Genomic DNA, 16,456 nt, shown 5'->3' with positions numbered 1-16,456 from the left:
GGAGGGTGGGCGGCGGTGCTTCCAGCGGGTTCACCCGCTTGCGGGTAGGGCGGACCAGTGGTCCCGACGTGCGGTTCAGTCGTGCCGGAGCGAGCGCACGAAGGCGCGGAACGACTCGGTGCTGATCGTGAAGTCCCCGGCGTCGGGGCGCTTCGAGTCGCGGATGCCGACCGTGTGCTCTCCCAGGGCGACTTCGACGCAGTTGCTGTCGTTGCCGCTGTAGCTGCTCGTCCGCCATGCAGGCGTAGTCATGTGCGTCACCTCACTCGCCATCGAACTCACGCGCGATGGACTTCATCAGCCGGACCGAGTCCTCCTCGTCCAGCGCCACGGCCGCCAACTTCTCCACCGTGAGCCTATAGAGCGCGACCCTCGCCGGTTCGTCCAAAAAGAGGCCCGTGGTGCGGTCCTCGACGTGCACGACGGGCTTGTCGTTGGCGAAGTCGAGGATCACGAACTGGCCGAGCAGGCCGGCGTGGCCGACCACGTCCGCCGGGATGACGCGGATGGTGGTGTTCGCCCGTCCGGCCAGGTCGACCAGGTGCCTGAGCTGTCGGGTCATCACCCCGGGGCCACCGATCGGCAGGCGCAGCGCCGCCTCGGTGAGGATGAGGTTCAGCTCCGGGGGCCTGCGGCGGGCGAGGATCGCCTGGCGTGCCATGCGGCGGCCCACCCGCACCTCGATGCTCGACTCCTCCTCGTCCACCTGGATCGCGGAGATGATCGCGTAGGCGTACTCCGGTGTCTGGGCGAGACCGGGGATGAGCATCAGCTCGAAGTCGGTGATGACCGTCGCCCTGGTCTCGAAGTTCAGGTAGGTGCGGCTCTGCACGGTCGGGTTGCTCGCCTCGACCAGACCGGAGCCGTCGCCGCCGCGCGCCCGGTCGAGCAGGCGGTTGCGCTCCGGGCCGATCACGCCGATGACGGCGAGCATCGCGGAGACCTCTTCCGGGGTCGGCTGCCGCTTGCCGTTCTCCAGCCTGCTGATCGTGCTGGCCGAGACACCGAGCCCTTTGCCCACGTCTTGCAGGGTGAGCTGCGCTTTTGTGCGCAGGCGCTCCAACTCGAACCCGATTCCCCTGGTGGTGACGCCCGCTTTCGGCAATGACATGTTCCGCTCCTTGCGATGTTTGCAAGCATCGAAGCAGAAAGCGAGGACTGGGTTGGAAAAAGTCACCTCATCGGGTTGCATGTGATGGTTGCAGGCGTATCTATTTCACTGCAACCCTCCGTGTGTGAACAGTGTTGAGGACGACCGTGTGGTCCGGTTGCACATGAAGGAAGTGCTGGTGGGCGTGCTGCGCAAGCCCGACGGTGCGGCGCTGCAAATGGCGCGGGCGGAGACGTTCCGCTTGATCGGCGCGGTGCTGACGTGCCTGAACGCCCACCCGCTCGACGAGAAGGGGTGGTGCCCGGCGTGCGATTCGGCGGACTGCGGGCTGCGGCGGGACGTGCGGCTGGCGCTGCTGCCGTTCGACCGCGTCGTGGACCAGGCCGGCCGTCATCGACTGTCGTCCTGAGGCCGTCCCGATGACACCCGAGAAGCCCGTCGAGGACATGACGATGGCGGAACTCCTGACCAACCAGGTCGATCAGGAGTCCGTCGAAGCCGATCAGCCGGTCAGACCCAGCAACTCCGACACGGCGTGAACGAGCCGCTGGGGGTCGGCCGGGCTCAGGGTGGACCACTCCCTCCCGTCGCCGGACGGGCGGCGGGTGAACTGCCACCGCCCTTCCGGCGTGTCGTAGAACGACACCGCGTACGGGCCGCGCTTCCTCGGCCCCGGCCCGCCGTGCAGGGGCGGACGGACCGCCGCGCCGAACTGGCCCATCCGCTGCACGTTGCCGAGCACCGAGCCGATCTTCTGCGCGTCGGGCCGGGGCACGCCCGCGTCCCGCAGCGCGTTCTCCAGGCGGGTGGCGGATTCACCGGCGGCAGCCGCCGCCCGTTCCAGGTCCGCCGCGAGGAGGCTGATGGACCGTGACCGGGGAGTCGGGTGCGGAGGCAGCAGCGACACCAGCGACGCGGCGAGCGTGCTCTCGTCGATCCGGCTCAACACCAGTGCGTCCGCGGTCAGCACGGCCGACACCGCGTGCCCGCGCCGGGCCGCCGCGACCGCGCGGACCCGTGGGCCGGAGTCCAGTCGCAGCCGGGCGTCGACCTCGCGGTCCGGACGTGCCAACAGCTCCAGCGAACCGGCCAGGCGGGCATCCAGTCCGCCGCGCTCGGCCAGCCCGCGTGCCTCCAGCGAGCGCCACGCGTCGTCGAACAACGCGCGGCGCTCGTCCAGCGTCGCGCCGTGGGAGGGGATCGACAGGATCGTCGGGTACTCGCCCAGCTTCAGGTGGTCCCAGCACAGCTCGAACTCCAGCCGGGACAGGGTGAACCTCACGGGCCGTCGTCCCCGATCACCGGCGGCGCGACCCTGGGCATGGAGTCCTGGCCCCACACGTCGTCCAGTTCTTCCAGGTACGGCGCGGCCTTGTGCTCGATGTCGTCCTCGCCCTGACCGCCTTGTGGTGCGCCGGCCGTGCCGCCCACCATCGGGTTGCCCGCCGCGCCCTTCGCGCCTGCCGCAGCAGCGCTGCTCGTGCCGGCGCGGCTGGCGTGCTGGTCTCCGGCGATGCCGGAGGACGAGCCGGGGCCGAACGGCAGGCCGCCGTGACCGGGCCGGCCCGGAACGCCGGGCAGCCCGCCGCCGAACCTGGGCGCGCCACCCTGGGGGCTGCCGCCGAATCCCTTGGGAACTCCCGGGCCGGTGCCCTTGCCGGGCGGGTTGCTGTTGGGTGGGTTGCCGCCGGACGGGGTCCGCCGGTCGTAGAAGCCCGGGACCGGGTTCGGCCTGATCATGCCGGGCGGCGGCACCGCGACCGGTGGCTGCGGCGGTCCGGGCGTGTAGGGCGGGGGAGTGATCGGCGTGGGGCCCGGTCGGGGCACGACGTCCGGTGTCGTCCCGACTGCCGAGGTGTTGGTTTCGCCGCCGGTGGGCGCGACGGCCGGGGGAGCGCTCACCGGCTGCTGCGGCTGGGGCGAGGTGGTGCGGCCGGTGTCGGTGGAGGTGGTCGAACTCCACTGGCCGTCCGAGAACTGCTGGGAGTACCGGCTCTGCGCCTCGGACCGCTCGAACGTCGGCTCGGTGACCTGGGTCGTCACCTGGGGCGGCGGCGTGAACGTGCCCAGGAGGCTCACCGCCGAGGACGCGCCGTCGCGGTAGCCGTTCATGACCCGGACCGCTTCGCGCTTGGCCTCGTTCGCCTGCTGCTCCTGGACGTCCTGGTCGGTCTGACCCCCGACCAGGTGGGTGAAACCGGCCGGGATGCCGAAGAAGTCGTCGTTCGCCGTGGAGGTGACCTCGAGCGGTTCCGGCATCCGCGTCTTCGCACCGCTGTAGTGGGAGGTCTGGGCGGAGAAGGCGTTGTGCGTCTCGACGCCGGCGACGCGGGCGTCCTCGGCCCACTGCACCAGCGGAGCCGCGCTGCCGGTGAACCGCTCGCCCGCCGCGCCGACCCAGACCGCCCCCGCGTCCCGGATCGCCGACTCCAGCTCGCTCTTGGCGTTGCCCATCACCGCGCGGAAGCTGTTCCAGGCGTCGTCCACGGCCTGGGCCGCCGAGTGGCCCGGCCCGCCGTGGATCTTCTCGTAGAGCTGCTCGTGCGACTGCGCGTCGAAGTTGTGGTTACCGATCCCACCCATCGATGCTCCCCCTCACTTCAACAAGTTCTGCATGGCTGCTTCCGCGAGCTTTCGTGCCCCGTCACACGGCTCGGGAAAGCGGTCCTTGAAACTCGGACTGACCGAGTACGTGGTCGACAGGTACTGGCCCTCGGCCGTGTCCACGAAGAGGTCGCATTGGTTGAGGTCATCCGGCAAGATGACCGTGATGGCTGGAAACCCTTCGACCGGGTCGGCTTCGGTGGATTGCCCCTGGCGTTTTCCGTCAGTCCACTCCTCTATGCCTTCGGTGGTGACGGGAATCAGTTGGATGGACTGGCCGGTGGCGGTCCATGAGCAGTACGGCGACTTGTAGGTGGAATCCGTGCCCGTCCGGCCGGGACCTTCGAACTGCATCGTCGCAAGTTGCTCGGCGGTGACCATCTGACATGGGTCTTCGCCGTCGAGCAGAACTTCCTTCGGCCGAGCGCTCGATGGTGCGGTCGAGGCCGGTACGCTCGTCGCGGTGGTGGTAGCCGGCTTCGGAGTGCCGTCCTGGGCCGCGCAGGCTGTAGTCAGGGCGAGTGCCGCAGCAATTGCGAGCAGAGATCGACGCATCGCGTTCAGCTTCCCCTGTTCTGCTGCTGCATGCGGTTCTCGTTCGTGTCCTCGGCCAAGTCGTACGTCCTGGCGGCCTGGTCGAGTTGATCGATGTTCAGGTTCAGTTCGTCCAGGAAGCGCTCGGTTACGTCGATGGCGAGTCCCGCGTTCTCCGCGAACATCGAAGCGGCGTCGGTGGACACCTCGTCATCGGCCAGCGGTGAGGCGCGCAGAGATCGTCTATTGGTATCGAGGAAGTCCTGGATCGTGTCGCGGACGGCTTCGTAGCGGGCTTTGAGGGCCAGGATCTGGTCTGGCTCGACTTGCATGGTGACCGGTCGGGCGGGTACTGGAGTGCCGGCTTCGCTGCCACTCGCCATGAACGGCATGAGACCTCCCCTTCTCCTGCCTTGATCACTAACTGCACGTGAGTCGTCGCTGTGCGTGTTCGAGTCCGGGCATGACAAAGTCACCGGGGTGAAACCGGTCGACTCAACCTACGAGCGAGTGAAGTATCCCGGCTGCGGGCCACGGAGACCGGGCAATAATGCGCTCTTCGAGCGTGTTCACTCGGACGATGTAGTCGTTGATGCGAGGAACCGTCGTTTCATCACCCATTGGGCACAACAGCACCAGTGCGTCCGGTCCAATCGGTCCACCGTCCACCGCGCCGTAACGGACGCGGTGGACGAGGCGGTCCGGCAGAGCCTGCCCGGCCGGGTACCTGCCGAGTGGTGTCAGGCCGTCCAGCGCCAACACGGGCTGCCGCGTCCACTCCCGCTCCAGCGCGCCACACGCCTGCTCCACCACCCGGTGCGGGTTCAGGTGGTCCCTGCTTCCGGAATCGGCGGCGTCGGCGGTGAAGACGCAGGAAGAGTCGCCGTGTTCGGCAGGGTGTGGTCATCGGACCAAGGAGGATCGACTGCCGCAGGCCGTTGTCCCCGCGGTTACGGCTTCACGAGCACCTTCGCCCACGCGGCCAGGTAGTCGTTCAGCTCGTCGCGGTCGAACGCGGCGGGGTCGAAGTCGGCGGGGTCGTCGAGTTCCAGCCACTCCAGCAGTTCGGCGTGCTCGGGGTGGAACGGGTCGGCGAGCACCTCGCACAGGTGGTCGTAACCCGGGATGCCGCCGCAGTCCTCCGGTGGGGCCGCGCGCCGACCGGTGAGGCAGCGGGGGTACGCCGCGCCGGGTTCGGCCTGCGCCACGTCCTCCACGAGGATGTCGTGGTCCCAGTCGTCGCCGAAGTCGTACAGGTAGGTCAGGCGGGTCTTCGGGGTCGGTGCGACGTCGGCGAGCGTCACGGCCGTGGCGTCCCCGTGGCCCAGTTCCGGGTCGTGCACGCCGTAGTCGCCGGCGGGGGTGTGGAACACCCAGAGGTGGCAGTCCTCCCACTCGAACGCGTCCTGCACGGCGCGGTGCAGGTGGACCAGCGGGATGGTCGACGGGACCTCCAAGCGCCGCCAGATCGGCGGCTTCGAGCCGCTCAGCGTGATCTTGAGGCGGTGGACGGAGGTGTCGGCGGGCGTGCGGGGCGCCTCGGGGAGCAGTTCGACCCGCTGCCGCAGCAGGGTCACGTGCGCGCGGACGTCCTCGACCTGGTCCGGCTCGACCGGGCAGGGCTCGCGGTCCAGGGCGTCCGCCACGATCGCGCGCGCCTGTTCGGGCGGGTAGACCCGGAACACCATGCCGTGCTGCTCGGCGGCCTGCTCGTACCCCGCCCTGATCTCCTTCGGGCGGTCGGTGACGAAGCAGTCCTTCACCCCGCCGCCGAGGTCGTGGTCGATCAGCACCACCAGCACGTGGACCTTGCGGCCGTAGGAGAAGGTGAGCGCGACGCCCTGCTGCGCGCCGTGCGGGTCGGTGTAGCCGAAGCACTCGCCGACCGCCGGTTTCCCGACCGCCTTCACCCACCTCGGATCGCGCAGCCCGCCGGCGACGAGCCGGTCGGCGGCGGCCCGCGCGAGGTCCCGGACCGGGGCGGGGGCGAGCACGGCGAGGACGCGCGCCATCGCCAGCGCTTCGGGGCTGCCGGTCGCCTCGCCGTCGCTCACCACGGCGGTCAGCGCCCGGTGCAGGTCTTCGGGCGCGACGCTGTCGATCACCACGCCGAGGAAGTCGGAACCCGACAGCTCGGCGTCCAGCGGGCCGCAGCCCTGTTCGAGCAGCGGGGTGAAGCCGTCCAGCAGCGCGCTCACCGGCGGTCCGGTGACGCCCGCCGCGGCCAGTCGCTCCAGGGCGTCGTCGATGTCGGTCGAGTCGTCGACCAGTTCGAGCACGTGTTCCGGCGCGCCGTCGGCCGCGAGGGAGGCACGGAGATCAGCGAGGGTGGGGTCCGACACCCGGCTCATCGTGCCATGGCCGGTGCGGCGGTCCGCTACACGGGGAACAGGCGCCTGCCGGTGACGACCGCCGCCGAGGTGGGAAGGATCGGGAGGCCGTACAGGGGGAGCAGGAGCCACGCCGCGCCGGCGTCACCGGTGGCCCTGGTGAGGGCGTAGCCCTGGGCAGCGCAGGCGAGGAGCGAGCCGAGCAGGGCGAACGCCCACGCCAGGCCGATGCCGCTGCGGAGTTGGCGTGTTCGGCGCAGGACCAGGCGTGTGCCGTCCAGGGCGCGTCTGCCCAGCAGCATGACGGTGCCGGCCGCCAGGACCATGACGACGGCGACGCTGTTCGACACCCGGGCGAAGGCGGCCAGGGGCGGGTAGCCGCCCACGAGGAGCGGGGTCAGGAACGTGGCGGCGATGCCCAGGACCAGGCCCGCGGCTAACAGGAGCCTGCCCCGGGCCGCGGACCTGCTGGTGATCGTCTCGGCCTGCTCGGTCGTGATGGGCAGGTGCCTGGTCGGCTCGGCGGAGCGGGTGGTCACTGGTGGTGGGCCTTCCTCGTGGGTGCGGGTGGTCGATTCTGGACGAAGACGACCTCCGCGTGGTCGTCTTCGTCCGGAATCGACGGCTCACGGTTCCCAGACCTGGACCGCCCTCACGACGAACGGGGCGTCGGGCACGTAGGTGCCCCGGCCCGGGTAGGTGGTGAAGTCGGCCTCCGTCGAGCACGTCGCGCTCTGGAACACCGACGTGTCGCGGTTGAGGAGGTTGGCGAACGAGCGGGCCGTGAAGCCGTCCGGCAGGGGTATGCACTCGCGCGGGTTCGCGGTCTCCAGGTCCAGGCGGTGCGACTTGTCGGCGTAGTCCTTGGCCGACCAGACGCAGAACTCGCCCCGGTCGCAGGCCGGTGTGGAGGGGGTCGCGGCGGCGGTGCCGGTGGTGAGGAGGGTGAGGGCGGCGGCGAGCGCGGTGATCTTCATGTGACCCAGGTTGCAGCGGGACGGGGCCGTTGTCCCGGGCCTTCACCTGTTGGTGTGGTTCAGGCGGCGTTGCTGGCCTGCCAGGTAGGGACGTGCGCGGCGTTGGCCGCCCCGGGCTGCGATGGCTCCGGCCAGGGAGTCGAGGACGCGGGCCACGCGGTCGGCGTCGGGGCGCCACCCCCGGCGTTCGCACTCGGCGAGCCAGTCGGCGGGGGAGAGGTGGCCGCGTTCGCGGTTGCAGCGCCGGCAGGCGGCCACCTCGTTCTCCAGCCACGACGGACCGCCCTTGACCTTGGGCACCAGGTGGTCGGTGGTGGGGGTGACGTGGCCGGTGAACGGGCGGCGGCACCAGGTGCAGTCGGGGCCGTCCCGGGCGATGGCCAGGGTGAGGCGGGCGGCCCGGTCGAGTGCGGGGTCAGGCATCGCGCCCCAGGCGGGCGGCCAGGCGGACCGCGTCGTGCGGGGCCGCCGCGTCGGTGTCGTTGTCGAAGTACGCGTACACGTCGCGGGTCGCCGCCCACTCGCGCACGCGGTCCGCCCAGTGGTCCAGTTCGGCGTCGGTGTAGCTGCCCACGTAGAGGGCCTGGTTGCCGTGCAGGCGCAGGTAGGCGAAGTCGGCGGTGACGTCGTCGAGGTACGGGAACCGGCCGGCGCTGTGGGAGACGACCAGGGCGATGCCGTGCGCCCGCAGGAGGTCGTGGAACTCGCCGGTCAGGAACGTCTCGTGGCGGACCTCCAGGGCGTGCCTCAGGGGCAGGTCGACCTCGGTGGTCACGAGGGCGCGCTCGTCGGGCAGGCGCTCGTCGTGGTTCTCCGCGAGCTTGGCGGCTTCCCCGGTGGTGCGGGGGAGCAGGTCGAAGAACGTGGCCAGCCGGTCGGGGTCGTAGGCCGTCCGCGGCGGCAGCTGCCACAGGAACGGACCCAGCTTGTGCTCCAGCGCCAGCACGCCGCTGGCGAAGAAGTTCGCCAGCGGCACCTCCACGTCGCGCAGCTGCTTGAGGTGCGTGATGAACCGGCCGCCCTTGACCGCGAACACGAAGTCGTCGGGTGTCTGCGCGACCCACGCCCGGTAGCTGGAGGGCCGTTGCAGCGAGTAGAACGAGCCGTTCAGCTCGACGGAGGTCATCAGGCGCGAGATGTGCTCCAGCTCCCGGCGCTGCACCAGCCCCTCGGGGTAGAACGCGCCGCGCCGCCACGTCGGGTACACCCAGCCCGACGTGCCGATCCGCACTTGTCCAGCCATGTGGCGCGGGTACCCGATGATGTCCGGTGTGAAGCTCCCGGACCGCGTCCTGGCCCTGCTCGCCGACCACCCCGGCGGTCTGTCGTATGCCGAGGTCGCTGGTGCGCTGCACGTGGTCCACCAGCAGGTCGACCAGTGCTGTCGGGCGTTGGCGGCGAACGGCCGGATCGTCCGGGACGACGCGGCCAAGCCCATCCGCAATCGCTTGCCCGACGACCGCCGCGTGCTCGACGCCCCCGCACCGTCCACCCCGGCCGTGACGCCGACGCCGGCTGGGACCGACCGCGACGAGGCGTCGACCCAGTCACGCGTCGCCGCCTGGTTGGCGGCGGAGGGGTGGAACCCGCGGCGAATCGCCGACACCGCGTCCCGCGAGCACGGCACCGACGTCGTGGCCGAGCGTGGTGGGATGTTGCTGCACGTCGAGGTCAAGGGCTACCCGTCCACCTCGTACGCCGACCTGCGGCGGGCGCACGAGACCAAGCCCACCCACCCGGCGACCCAGGCCCGGCAGTGGTTCGCCGGGGCCGTGGTGAAGGTGCTCCAACTGCGGAGGGAACACGGCGAGGACCGGGTCGCCGTGGCGTTGCCCGACGTGCGGACCTACCGCGCCCTGCTGCGGAGCATCGACACGACGCTGGTGGCGATGCGGTTGTCCGTGTTCCTCGTCGACGACGGCGGCTCCGTGAACGGCGGCTCCGTGGAGGCGTGGTGGAATCCCGCTTGACCTCCAGCGCACCTGAGGGGGCACGGTGATCACATGGACGAACGCACGCTGGACGCCTACCTCGACCGCATCGGCGCGACCCGCACCTCCACCCTGGTCGAACTGCACGAACGCCACCTCGCGACCGTGCCCTTCGAGAACCTGTCCATCCACCTCGGGGAGGAGATCAACCTCGACGAGGACGCGTTGGTGGACAAGGTCGTGAACCGGCGGCGCGGCGGGTTCTGCTACGAGCTCAACGGGGCGTTCGCCGCGCTGCTCCGCGCGCTCGGGCACGACGTGGCGCTGCTGTCGGCGAAGGTGTTCGGCGACGGCGCGTACGGGCCGCCGTTCGACCACCTGGCGCTGCGCGTCGGGGACCTGCTGGTCGACGTGGGGTTCGGCCGGTTCGCGCTGCGACCGCTGGACATCACGAGCCGGGAGGACCAGCACGACCCGAGCGGCGTGTTCCGGCTCGTCGACACCCCCGAGGGCGACGTGGACGTGCTGTTCGACGGGGTGCCGCAGTACCGGTTCGAGCAGCGGCCCCGGGAGCTGGCGGAGTTCCGGGCCACGTGCTGGTACCAGCAGACGTGGCCGGGGTCGCCGTTCCGGCGCGGCGCGACCTGCTCGCTGCCCACCGCCGAGGGGCGGGTGACCGTCGCCGGCTCGAAGCTGATCACCACGAGGGGCGACGAGAAGCTCGTGGAGGACCTGGACGACGACGCGCTGCTCGCCGCCTACGCCGAGCACTTCGGCATCGTGCTGGACCGGGTGCCTCAGCTCAGCCGCTGAGCCAGCGCGAGGGCGTCGTGCGGCGCGGCGTTGTCCATGGTGTTGTCGAAGTAGACGTAGACGTCGCGGGACTTCGCCCACTCGCGGACGCGGGACGCCCACTTGTCCAGCGCCTCGTCCGAGTAGGCGCTCTTGTACAGCTCGCGGTCGCCGTGCAGGCGCACGTAGGCGAAGTCGGCGGTCGGCTCGACCGGTTCGGGGAAGCGGCCCGCCGACTCCGCCGCGCACAGCGCCACCCCGTGCTCGGTCAGCATCTCGACCAGCTCGGGGTTGTCCCACGTGGGGTGGCGGATCTCCAGGGCGTGGCGGACCGGCGGGAGTTGGTCGAGGAACGCCGCGAGCCGCTCGGGCAGCCACGGCAGCGTCGGCGGCAGCTGCCACAGGACGGGGCCGAGCTTGGGGCCCAGGTCGAGCACGCCGGAGTCGTAGAACTCGCGCAGGTCGTCGCCGACGTCGCGCAGCCGCTTGTGGTGCGTGACCTCGCGGTGGCCCTTCACGGCGAACACGAAGTCGTCGGGCGTGCGCGCGGACCACGACGTGTAGTCGGTCGGCTTGCGCAGGCCGTAGAACGAGCCGTTGACCTCGACGGTGTCGAACCGCCGGGACAGGAACTGGAGCTCCAGGCGCTGCTGGAGGCCGCGCGGGTAGAAGTCCCCGCGCCACTGCGGGTAGTGCCAGCCCGAGGTGCCTATCCGGATCTTGCCCACGGTGACCGAGTTGCCCTGAACCACACGGGTGAAACTCATCGCTAGAAGCCCGCACCGTCCAGGGCACCCGTGACGACGCGGTCCACGCGCGCCTGCTGCGGGTCGCGGGCGAGGGCCTCGGTGCAGGGGCAGTGCGCCAGGTCGCTGCCGCACAGGTAGACGCCGAGCACGCGGAGGCTGCGCGCGGTCTGGCGCAGCCGGGCGGCACCGCGCAGCCTCACCTGCCCGTACACGGCCTTGGCCAGCTGGTAGGGGGCGCCGGGGCCGAGGTCGACGCACGCCTGGCTGTCGAGCTGCTCGGCGACGTGCGCGATGGGCCGGCACCCGCACGCGCGCACCGACCGCACGAGACGCTGGTCCAGCTTGGCGACGAGGCGGTGCGCCACCTCGTCGCGCCAGCCGCGGTCGGACCGCAGGAACGCGACCAGTTCCTCCACCCGCACGGGGTCGGGGTGCGGGCGGCGGGCGCGGGCTCTTCGGCGTTGAGGGCTCATGCCACCAAGATCGGGTCTTGGCAACGGGTTGTGAGGGCCGCTCACCCGGCTGCGCGCCGGCGGTAACCGGCAGCACCAACGGGCGACCACACGGTGTCAGAGGCGGACGACCGCCGCGCGGCACGCCACCCGGACGTCGACCACCGGCCGGTGCGGGAACGAGCGCACCCCGTCACCCTTGCGGATGACGGGGTGCGCTGTGGACGGAGGTCAGGCCGGCACGGAGGCGACGCCGGGGGCGAGGAACCGCTTGCCCGTCACCTTCTCCGAGATGCCCGAGCGGTCCAGGTACGGGGTGATGCCGCCCAGCCAGAACGGCCAGCCCGCGCCGAGGATCATGCACAGGTCGATGTCCTGCGCCTCGGCCACCACGCCCTCGTCGAGCATGATGCGGATCTCCTCGGCCAGGGCCTCCAGGGCCCGGTTGAAGACCTCGTCACCGGTGAGCGGCTTGTCGCCGAACTCCCACAGCTCCTGGACCTCGGGGTCCACGGTCTGCTTGCCGGTGGCGTCCCACTGCCAGACGGCGGTCTTGCCGGCCTCGACGAAGCGCTTCATGTTCTCCGAGACGCCGAAGCGGTCCGGGAACGCGCCGTGCATCGTGCCGGCCACGTGCAGCGCCACGGCGGGGCCGACGAGCTGGAGCAGCACCAGCGGCGACATGGGCAGGCCCAGCGGCTCGGTGGCCTTGTCCGCCACCTCGAACGGGGTGCCCTCGTCGATCGACTTCACGACCTCGCCCATGAAGCGGGTCAGCAGCCGGTTCACCACGAACGCCGGGGCGTCCTTGACCAGCACCGACGACTTCTTCAGCTGCTTGCCCACGGCGAACGCGGTGGCGAGCGTCGCGTCGTCGGTCCGCCCGGCGCGCACGATCTCCAGCAGCGGCATGACCGCGACCGGGTTGAAGAAGTGGAAGCCCACGACCCGCTCGGGGTGCTTCAGGCCCGCCGCCATGTCGGTGATCGACAGCGACGACGTGTTGGTCGCCAGCACCGCCTCGGCGGAGACGTGCTCCTCGACCTCGGCGAACACCTTCTGCTTGACGGCCAGGTCCTCGAACACGGCCTCGATGACGAAGTCCGCGTCGGCGAACGCCGCCTTGTCGAGCGAGCCGGTGACCAGGGCCTTGAGCCGGTTCGCCTTGTCCGGCGACACCCGCTTCTTGCCCAGCAGCTTGTCGATCTCGGCGTGCACGTAGCCGACGCCCTTGTCCACGCGCGCCTGGTCGACGTCCGTCAGCACGACGGGCACCTCCAGCCGGCGGGCGAACAGCAGCGCCATCTGCGAGGCCATCAGGCCCGCGCCGACGATGCCGACCTTGGTGACCTTGCGCGCCAGGGACTTGTCCGGCGCGCCCGCCGGCCGCTTGGCCCGCTTCTGCACCAGGTCGAAGGAGTACAGGCCCGCGCGCAGCTCGTCGCTCATCACGACGTCGGCCAGCGCCTCGGTCTCGGCCGCGTAGCCGCGGTCGAGGTCGTTCTCCCGGGCCAGCTCCAGCAGCTCCAGCGCCTTGAGCGCGCCGGGCGCCGCGCCCTTGGTCTTCCCCTCGACGATCGCGCGGGCGCGGGCCACGGCCGCGTCCCACGCCTCACCGCGGTCGATCTCCCCGCGGGCCGGCGTCACGTCGCCGCGCACCACGGAGGACAGCCACAGCAGCGACTGCTCCAGGTAGTCCGCCGAGTCGAACAGCACGTCGACGATGCCCAGGTCCAGCGCCTGCTTCGGCTTGAGCATGCGGTTCTGGTTCAGCGCGTTCTCGAAGATCACGGTGACCGCGTCGTTCGCGCCGATCAGGTTCGGCAGCAGCTGCGTGCCACCCCAGCCCGGGAACAGGCCCAGGAACACCTCGGGCAGCGCGATGGCCGCCGCGTTGGACGCCAGCGTCCGGTAGTGGCACGACAGCGCCAGCTCCAGGCCGCCGCCCATGACCGCGCCGTTGACGAACGCGAAGGTCGGGATGGTCGACTCGGTGAACTTGCGGAACACGTCGTGCCCGAGCCGACCGATGGTCACGGCCTGCTCGCGCCGCGACGCGCCCTCCACCGCGGTCAGGTCGGCGCCCACGGCGAACACGAACGGCTTGCCGGTGACCGCGATGGCCGCCGGCTTCGCGGCCGCGGCCTCGTCGAACGCCGCGCTCAGGCTGACCAGGGACTGCGGGCCGAACGTGGACGGCCGCGTGTGGTCGTGGCCGTTGTCGATGGTGATGAGGGCGACCTGCCCGGCCACGCCGGGCACGGACACCAGCCGGGTCTTCGCGACGGTCACGACCTCGTCCGGGAACAGGGCCTTGGCCTCGTCGGCGGTCAACGTGGTCACTTGGCCTCTCCGTTCCAGTGGGGGTTCTCCCAGATCACGGTGCCGCCCATGCCGATGCCGATGCACATGGTGGTGATGCCGTAGCGCACGTCGGGGCGCTCGGCGAACTGCCGCGACAGCTGCGTCATCAGCCGCACGCCCGAGGAGGCGAGCGGGTGGCCGGTGGCGATCGCGCCACCCCACTGGTTGACGCGCGGGTCGTCGTCGGCGATGCCGAAGTGGTCGAGGAAGGCGAGCACCTGCACGGCGAACGCCTCGTTGATCTCGAACAGGCCGATGTCCTCGATGGTCAGGCCGGCGCGCTTGAGCGCCTTCTCCGTCGCCGGGACCGGGCCGATGCCCATGACGTCGGGCTCGACGCCCAGGAACGAGTAGCCCACCAGGCGCATGCCGATCGGCAGGCCCAGTTCGCGGGCGGTCTCCTCCTCGGCCAGGATGCAGCCGGTCGCACCGTCGTTCAGGCCGGCCGCGTTGCCCGCGGTGACCCGGCCGTGCGGGCGGAACGGCGTCTTGAGCTTCGCCAGGTCCTCGACGGTGGTGCCGGGGCGCGGCGGCTCGTCGGCCGTGGCCAGGCCCCAGCCGTGCTCGGCGGAACGGGTCGCGACCGGCACGAACTCGGGGCCGATCTTGCCGTTCTTCACCGCGTCGGCGTACTTGGCCTGCGAGGCGGCCGCGTAGGCGTCCGTCCGCTCCTTGGTGATGTGCGGGAACCGGTCGTGCAGGTTCTCCGCCGTCGAGCCCATGACCAGCGCCGACGGGTCGACGATCCGGTCGGACAGGAACCGCGGGTTCGGGTCGACGCCCTCGCCCATCGGGTGCCGGCCCATGTGCTCGACGCCGCCCGCGATGACCACGTCGTACGCGCCGAACGCGATGCCGCTGGCCGACGTCGTCACGGCCGTCATGGCGCCCGCGCACATGCGGTCCACGGCGTAGCCGGGCACGGACTTCGGCAGGCCCGCGAGCAGCGCCGCGGTGCGGCCGATGGTCAGGCCCTGGTCGCCGATCTGCGTGGTGGCCGCGATGGCCACCTCGTCGACCCGCTCCGGGGGCAGCTCGGGGTGGCGGCGCAGCAGCTCGCGGATGACCTTGACCACCAGGTCGTCGGCACGCGTCTCCGCGAAGATTCCCTTGGGGCCGGCCTTGCCGAACGGCGTGCGCACGCCATCCACGAAGACCACGTTGCGAACGCGTGCCGGCGCTACTGGTGCGGCCACGGCGTCTCCTCTCCTACCGATCGGTAACACAACTCTAGCCCCTGTTACTGACCGGTAACCACAGTGGTGGCCCTGTCAGGTCCGTCACAGGCGTACCTGACCGCCAGGAAGATCGCGAACCCGAACGGCGAGAAGATGATCGTGAACACCAGCAGGGGGCCCATGAGCAGCGGGTGCAGGTTCAGCCGGCGGCTCTCCCGGAACATCCACACCCCGATCAGCAGGTCCCACGCGAGCACCTGCGCCCAGATCGCCGCCGCTCCCCACGAGGAGCCGGCGAACTCGCGGAGCGTGCCCAGGTCCGGGTCGCTCATCGTCGCCCACAACTCGGGCAGGTGCCCGGCGACCAGGGCGGTGTAGACCGCGAGCGCCGGCACGGTGATCAGCGGCGATGACACGATCCGGTGAGTCCATGACCACTTCGGGGCGAACACCATCAGCGCCCAGAACGGCGCCACCAGCCAGAACGTGATCTCGAACAGGAACCCGGTCATGCCGGCACCGCCTCCCGCTCGGGCGTGCTCGGCGCGGGCGGGGTCGGTCGGCGGCGCAGCGCCCACGTCGTCGAGGCGCCCGTCCACGCCAGCACGGCCGCCGCGCCCGCCCACGTCGCCGCGTCCGGCCGCAGCAGCGGCTGGCCGCGCAGCGCCTGCCAGGTGACCAGGGCCATCAACCCCGCGTAGCCGATCGCGGCGCCCCAGACCAGCGCCGTGTTCGCGCGCCGGCGGAGCAGCAGCACCACCAGCGGCAGCACCTGGAGGGCGTGGATGCCCACGAAGTGCGGGACGCGCAGGTCCCCGCCCGTCGTGCTCCAGCCCGTGGCCGCCAGGTAGGGACCGCCGTCCGGCACGCCGACGCTGTGCGCGCCCACGACTCCGGCCGCCGGGTCCTGGCCGGGGGCGGGCTGCGTCATGAGGAAGCCGACCGCGAGGCCGACCAGCGCGAGACCCAGGCCGAGGCGGATCGCCAGGCCCGCGGCGCGGTCCTCGAAGCGCGTGAACACCAGGGCGACCGCGATGATGGCGTGCATCGCCCAGAGCGTCACGATCGTCGTGGCCATGACCGAGTACAGGGTGGCGTCCAGTGCCGTGGCCACGTTGAAGTGGCTGCGCCTGCCGCGCAGCACCTGCGTGATGATGATCGTCATCTCGACGCTGCCGGCGACGGCGATCGTGGTGCCCGCCCACCACGCGAGCCGCCGGAAGCGGGTGACGAAGGTGAGCATCCAGGCCAGCGTCACGCCGTAGACGACCAGGGAGACGCTGAACTTGAACGGCTTGAACCAGATGGGGGACCCCGCCAGAATGCGGTCGTCCACGAGCAGGCCGCCCGCGCAGAGCAGCGTCAAGGCGGTCATGAGCAGGGAGAACAGCATCAGGGGTGGGTGCCGGCGCAGCAGGCGGGTCACGGTCGACT

At 71.1% G+C, this 16,456-nt stretch carries 20 protein-coding genes; 3 read left to right on the top strand and 17 right to left on the bottom strand.

The genetic code is table 11. The features are described 5' to 3' along the window. Positions 1 to 75: 75 nt before the first annotated feature. Both CKY47_RS33315 and CKY47_RS33310 read right to left on the bottom strand, forming a co-directional pair. Complete coding sequence (locus CKY47_RS33315) at positions 76 to 252, bottom strand: DUF397 domain-containing protein (protein WP_306750330.1); 177 nt, start codon at positions 250 to 252, stop codon at positions 76 to 78. 10 nt (positions 253 to 262) lie between these two features. Next, positions 263 to 1,111, bottom strand: coding sequence for a helix-turn-helix domain-containing protein (locus CKY47_RS33310; protein WP_306750329.1), 849 nt, complete (start codon positions 1,109 to 1,111; stop codon positions 263 to 265). A 148-nt stretch (positions 1,112 to 1,259) separates the two neighbouring features. On the opposite strand from CKY47_RS33310, the gene CKY47_RS33305 reads away from it, so the two are divergent. Continuing rightward, on the top strand, positions 1,260 to 1,520 hold the full coding sequence (locus CKY47_RS33305; RefSeq protein ID WP_306750328.1) for a hypothetical protein: 261 nt from the start codon (positions 1,260 to 1,262) through the stop codon (positions 1,518 to 1,520). A 93-nt stretch (positions 1,521 to 1,613) separates the two neighbouring features. Here CKY47_RS33305 and CKY47_RS33300 read toward each other — a convergent pair whose 3' ends face one another. The 9 genes from CKY47_RS33300 to CKY47_RS33260 form a co-directional block, all read right to left on the bottom strand. Beyond that, on the bottom strand, positions 1,614 to 2,393 hold the full coding sequence (locus CKY47_RS33300) for an ESX secretion-associated protein EspG (RefSeq protein ID WP_306750327.1): 780 nt from the start codon (positions 2,391 to 2,393) through the stop codon (positions 1,614 to 1,616). Then, positions 2,390 to 3,694, bottom strand: coding sequence for a PPE family protein (locus tag CKY47_RS33295; RefSeq protein WP_306750326.1), 1,305 nt, complete (start codon positions 3,692 to 3,694; stop codon positions 2,390 to 2,392). The genes CKY47_RS33300 and CKY47_RS33295 overlap by 4 nt, the downstream gene beginning before the upstream one ends. A gap of 12 nt (positions 3,695 to 3,706) precedes the next feature. Continuing rightward, on the bottom strand, positions 3,707 to 4,270 hold the full coding sequence (locus CKY47_RS33290) for a DUF3558 domain-containing protein (protein WP_306750325.1): 564 nt from the start codon (positions 4,268 to 4,270) through the stop codon (positions 3,707 to 3,709). 5 nt (positions 4,271 to 4,275) lie between these two features. Continuing rightward, positions 4,276 to 4,641 carry a PE domain-containing protein gene (locus tag CKY47_RS33285; protein ID WP_306750324.1) on the bottom strand — a complete coding sequence of 122 codons (366 nt, stop codon included), beginning with the start codon at positions 4,639 to 4,641 and terminating at the stop codon, positions 4,276 to 4,278. A 558-nt stretch (positions 4,642 to 5,199) separates the two neighbouring features. After that, the gene (locus CKY47_RS33280) at positions 5,200 to 6,591 is read right to left on the bottom strand and encodes a plasmid pRiA4b ORF-3 family protein (RefSeq protein ID WP_306750323.1); all 1,392 of its coding nucleotides are present in this window, start codon (positions 6,589 to 6,591) and stop codon (positions 5,200 to 5,202) included. Between the two features lie 35 nt (positions 6,592 to 6,626). Then, complete coding sequence (locus CKY47_RS33275) at positions 6,627 to 7,118, bottom strand: hypothetical protein (RefSeq protein ID WP_306750322.1); 492 nt, start codon at positions 7,116 to 7,118, stop codon at positions 6,627 to 6,629. An 87-nt stretch (positions 7,119 to 7,205) separates the two neighbouring features. After that, positions 7,206 to 7,556, bottom strand: coding sequence for a peptidase inhibitor family I36 protein (locus CKY47_RS33270; protein ID WP_306750321.1), 351 nt, complete (start codon positions 7,554 to 7,556; stop codon positions 7,206 to 7,208). A gap of 42 nt (positions 7,557 to 7,598) precedes the next feature. After that, positions 7,599 to 7,979, bottom strand: coding sequence for an HNH endonuclease (locus CKY47_RS33265; protein WP_306750320.1), 381 nt, complete (start codon positions 7,977 to 7,979; stop codon positions 7,599 to 7,601). Next, on the bottom strand, positions 7,972 to 8,799 hold the full coding sequence (locus CKY47_RS33260) for a DUF72 domain-containing protein (protein WP_306750319.1): 828 nt from the start codon (positions 8,797 to 8,799) through the stop codon (positions 7,972 to 7,974). Before CKY47_RS33260 ends, CKY47_RS33265 begins: the two co-directional genes overlap by 8 nt. Before the next feature lie 28 nt (positions 8,800 to 8,827). On the opposite strand from CKY47_RS33260, the gene CKY47_RS33255 reads away from it, so the two are divergent. Together CKY47_RS33255 and CKY47_RS33250 are read left to right on the top strand one after the other, a co-directional pair. Then, on the top strand, positions 8,828 to 9,526 hold the full coding sequence (locus CKY47_RS33255) for a hypothetical protein (protein ID WP_306750318.1): 699 nt from the start codon (positions 8,828 to 8,830) through the stop codon (positions 9,524 to 9,526). Positions 9,527 to 9,559: 33 nt separating this feature from the next. After that, entirely contained in the window at positions 9,560 to 10,300 is a 741-nt protein-coding gene (locus CKY47_RS33250; RefSeq protein ID WP_306750317.1) for an arylamine N-acetyltransferase family protein, read from the top strand. Here CKY47_RS33250 and CKY47_RS33245 read toward each other — a convergent pair. The 6 genes from CKY47_RS33245 to CKY47_RS33220 form a co-directional block, all read right to left on the bottom strand. Continuing rightward, positions 10,285 to 11,046, bottom strand: a complete 762-nt coding sequence (locus CKY47_RS33245; RefSeq protein WP_306750316.1) for a DUF72 domain-containing protein — start codon at positions 11,044 to 11,046, stop codon at positions 10,285 to 10,287. The genes CKY47_RS33250 and CKY47_RS33245 overlap by 16 nt on opposite strands. 2 nt (positions 11,047 to 11,048) lie before the next feature. Beyond that, positions 11,049 to 11,501: a hypothetical protein gene (locus CKY47_RS33240; RefSeq protein ID WP_306750315.1), complete on the bottom strand. Its 453-nt coding sequence runs from the start codon at positions 11,499 to 11,501 to the stop codon at positions 11,049 to 11,051. Between the two features lie 210 nt (positions 11,502 to 11,711). Then, entirely contained in the window at positions 11,712 to 13,823 is a 2,112-nt protein-coding gene (locus CKY47_RS33235; protein WP_306750314.1) for a 3-hydroxyacyl-CoA dehydrogenase NAD-binding domain-containing protein, read from the bottom strand. Continuing rightward, positions 13,820 to 15,040, bottom strand: coding sequence for a thiolase family protein (locus CKY47_RS33230; protein WP_306750313.1), 1,221 nt, complete (start codon positions 15,038 to 15,040; stop codon positions 13,820 to 13,822). Before CKY47_RS33230 ends, CKY47_RS33235 begins: the two co-directional genes overlap by 4 nt. 44 nt (positions 15,041 to 15,084) lie before the next feature. Next, positions 15,085 to 15,534: an ABA4-like family protein gene (locus CKY47_RS33225; RefSeq protein WP_306750312.1), complete on the bottom strand. Its 450-nt coding sequence runs from the start codon at positions 15,532 to 15,534 to the stop codon at positions 15,085 to 15,087. Further along, the gene (locus CKY47_RS33220) at positions 15,531 to 16,448 is read right to left on the bottom strand and encodes a hypothetical protein (protein WP_306750311.1); all 918 of its coding nucleotides are present in this window, start codon (positions 16,446 to 16,448) and stop codon (positions 15,531 to 15,533) included. The genes CKY47_RS33225 and CKY47_RS33220 overlap by 4 nt, the downstream gene beginning before the upstream one ends. Between the last annotated feature and the right edge of the window lie 8 nt (positions 16,449 to 16,456).

Origin of the sequence: Saccharothrix longispora (genome assembly GCF_030852425.1) — a bacterium.
GTDB classification, from domain to species: Bacteria; Actinomycetota; Actinomycetes; order Mycobacteriales; family Pseudonocardiaceae; genus Actinosynnema; species Actinosynnema longispora.
Note: the sequence above shows the minus strand (reverse complement) of the source record. Positions and strands in the feature narration are given on the sequence as shown.

Bases quoted from the DNA above. Each gene is read 5' to 3' on its own strand.
- CKY47_RS33315 (WP_306750330.1), bottom strand. From the start codon at position 252: ATGACTACGCCTGCATGGCGGACGAGCAGCTACAGCGGCAACGACAGC.
- CKY47_RS33310 (WP_306750329.1), bottom strand. From the start codon at position 1,111: ATGTCATTGCCGAAAGCGGGCGTCACCACCAGGGGAATCGGGTTCGAG.
- CKY47_RS33295 (WP_306750326.1), bottom strand. From the start codon at position 3,694: ATGGGTGGGATCGGTAACCACAACTTCGACGCGCAGTCGCACGAGCAG.
- CKY47_RS33290 (WP_306750325.1), bottom strand. From the start codon at position 4,270: ATGCGTCGATCTCTGCTCGCAATTGCTGCGGCACTCGCCCTGACTACA.
- CKY47_RS33285 (WP_306750324.1), bottom strand. From the start codon at position 4,641: ATGCCGTTCATGGCGAGTGGCAGCGAAGCCGGCACTCCAGTACCCGCC.
- CKY47_RS33270 (WP_306750321.1), bottom strand. From the start codon at position 7,556: ATGAAGATCACCGCGCTCGCCGCCGCCCTCACCCTCCTCACCACCGGC.
- CKY47_RS33265 (WP_306750320.1), bottom strand. From the start codon at position 7,979: ATGCCTGACCCCGCACTCGACCGGGCCGCCCGCCTCACCCTGGCCATC.
- CKY47_RS33260 (WP_306750319.1), bottom strand. From the start codon at position 8,799: ATGGCTGGACAAGTGCGGATCGGCACGTCGGGCTGGGTGTACCCGACG.
- CKY47_RS33250 (WP_306750317.1), top strand. From the start codon at position 9,560: ATGGACGAACGCACGCTGGACGCCTACCTCGACCGCATCGGCGCGACC.
- CKY47_RS33245 (WP_306750316.1), bottom strand. From the start codon at position 11,046: ATGAGTTTCACCCGTGTGGTTCAGGGCAACTCGGTCACCGTGGGCAAG.
- CKY47_RS33240 (WP_306750315.1), bottom strand. From the start codon at position 11,501: ATGAGCCCTCAACGCCGAAGAGCCCGCGCCCGCCGCCCGCACCCCGAC.
- CKY47_RS33225 (WP_306750312.1), bottom strand. From the start codon at position 15,534: ATGACCGGGTTCCTGTTCGAGATCACGTTCTGGCTGGTGGCGCCGTTC.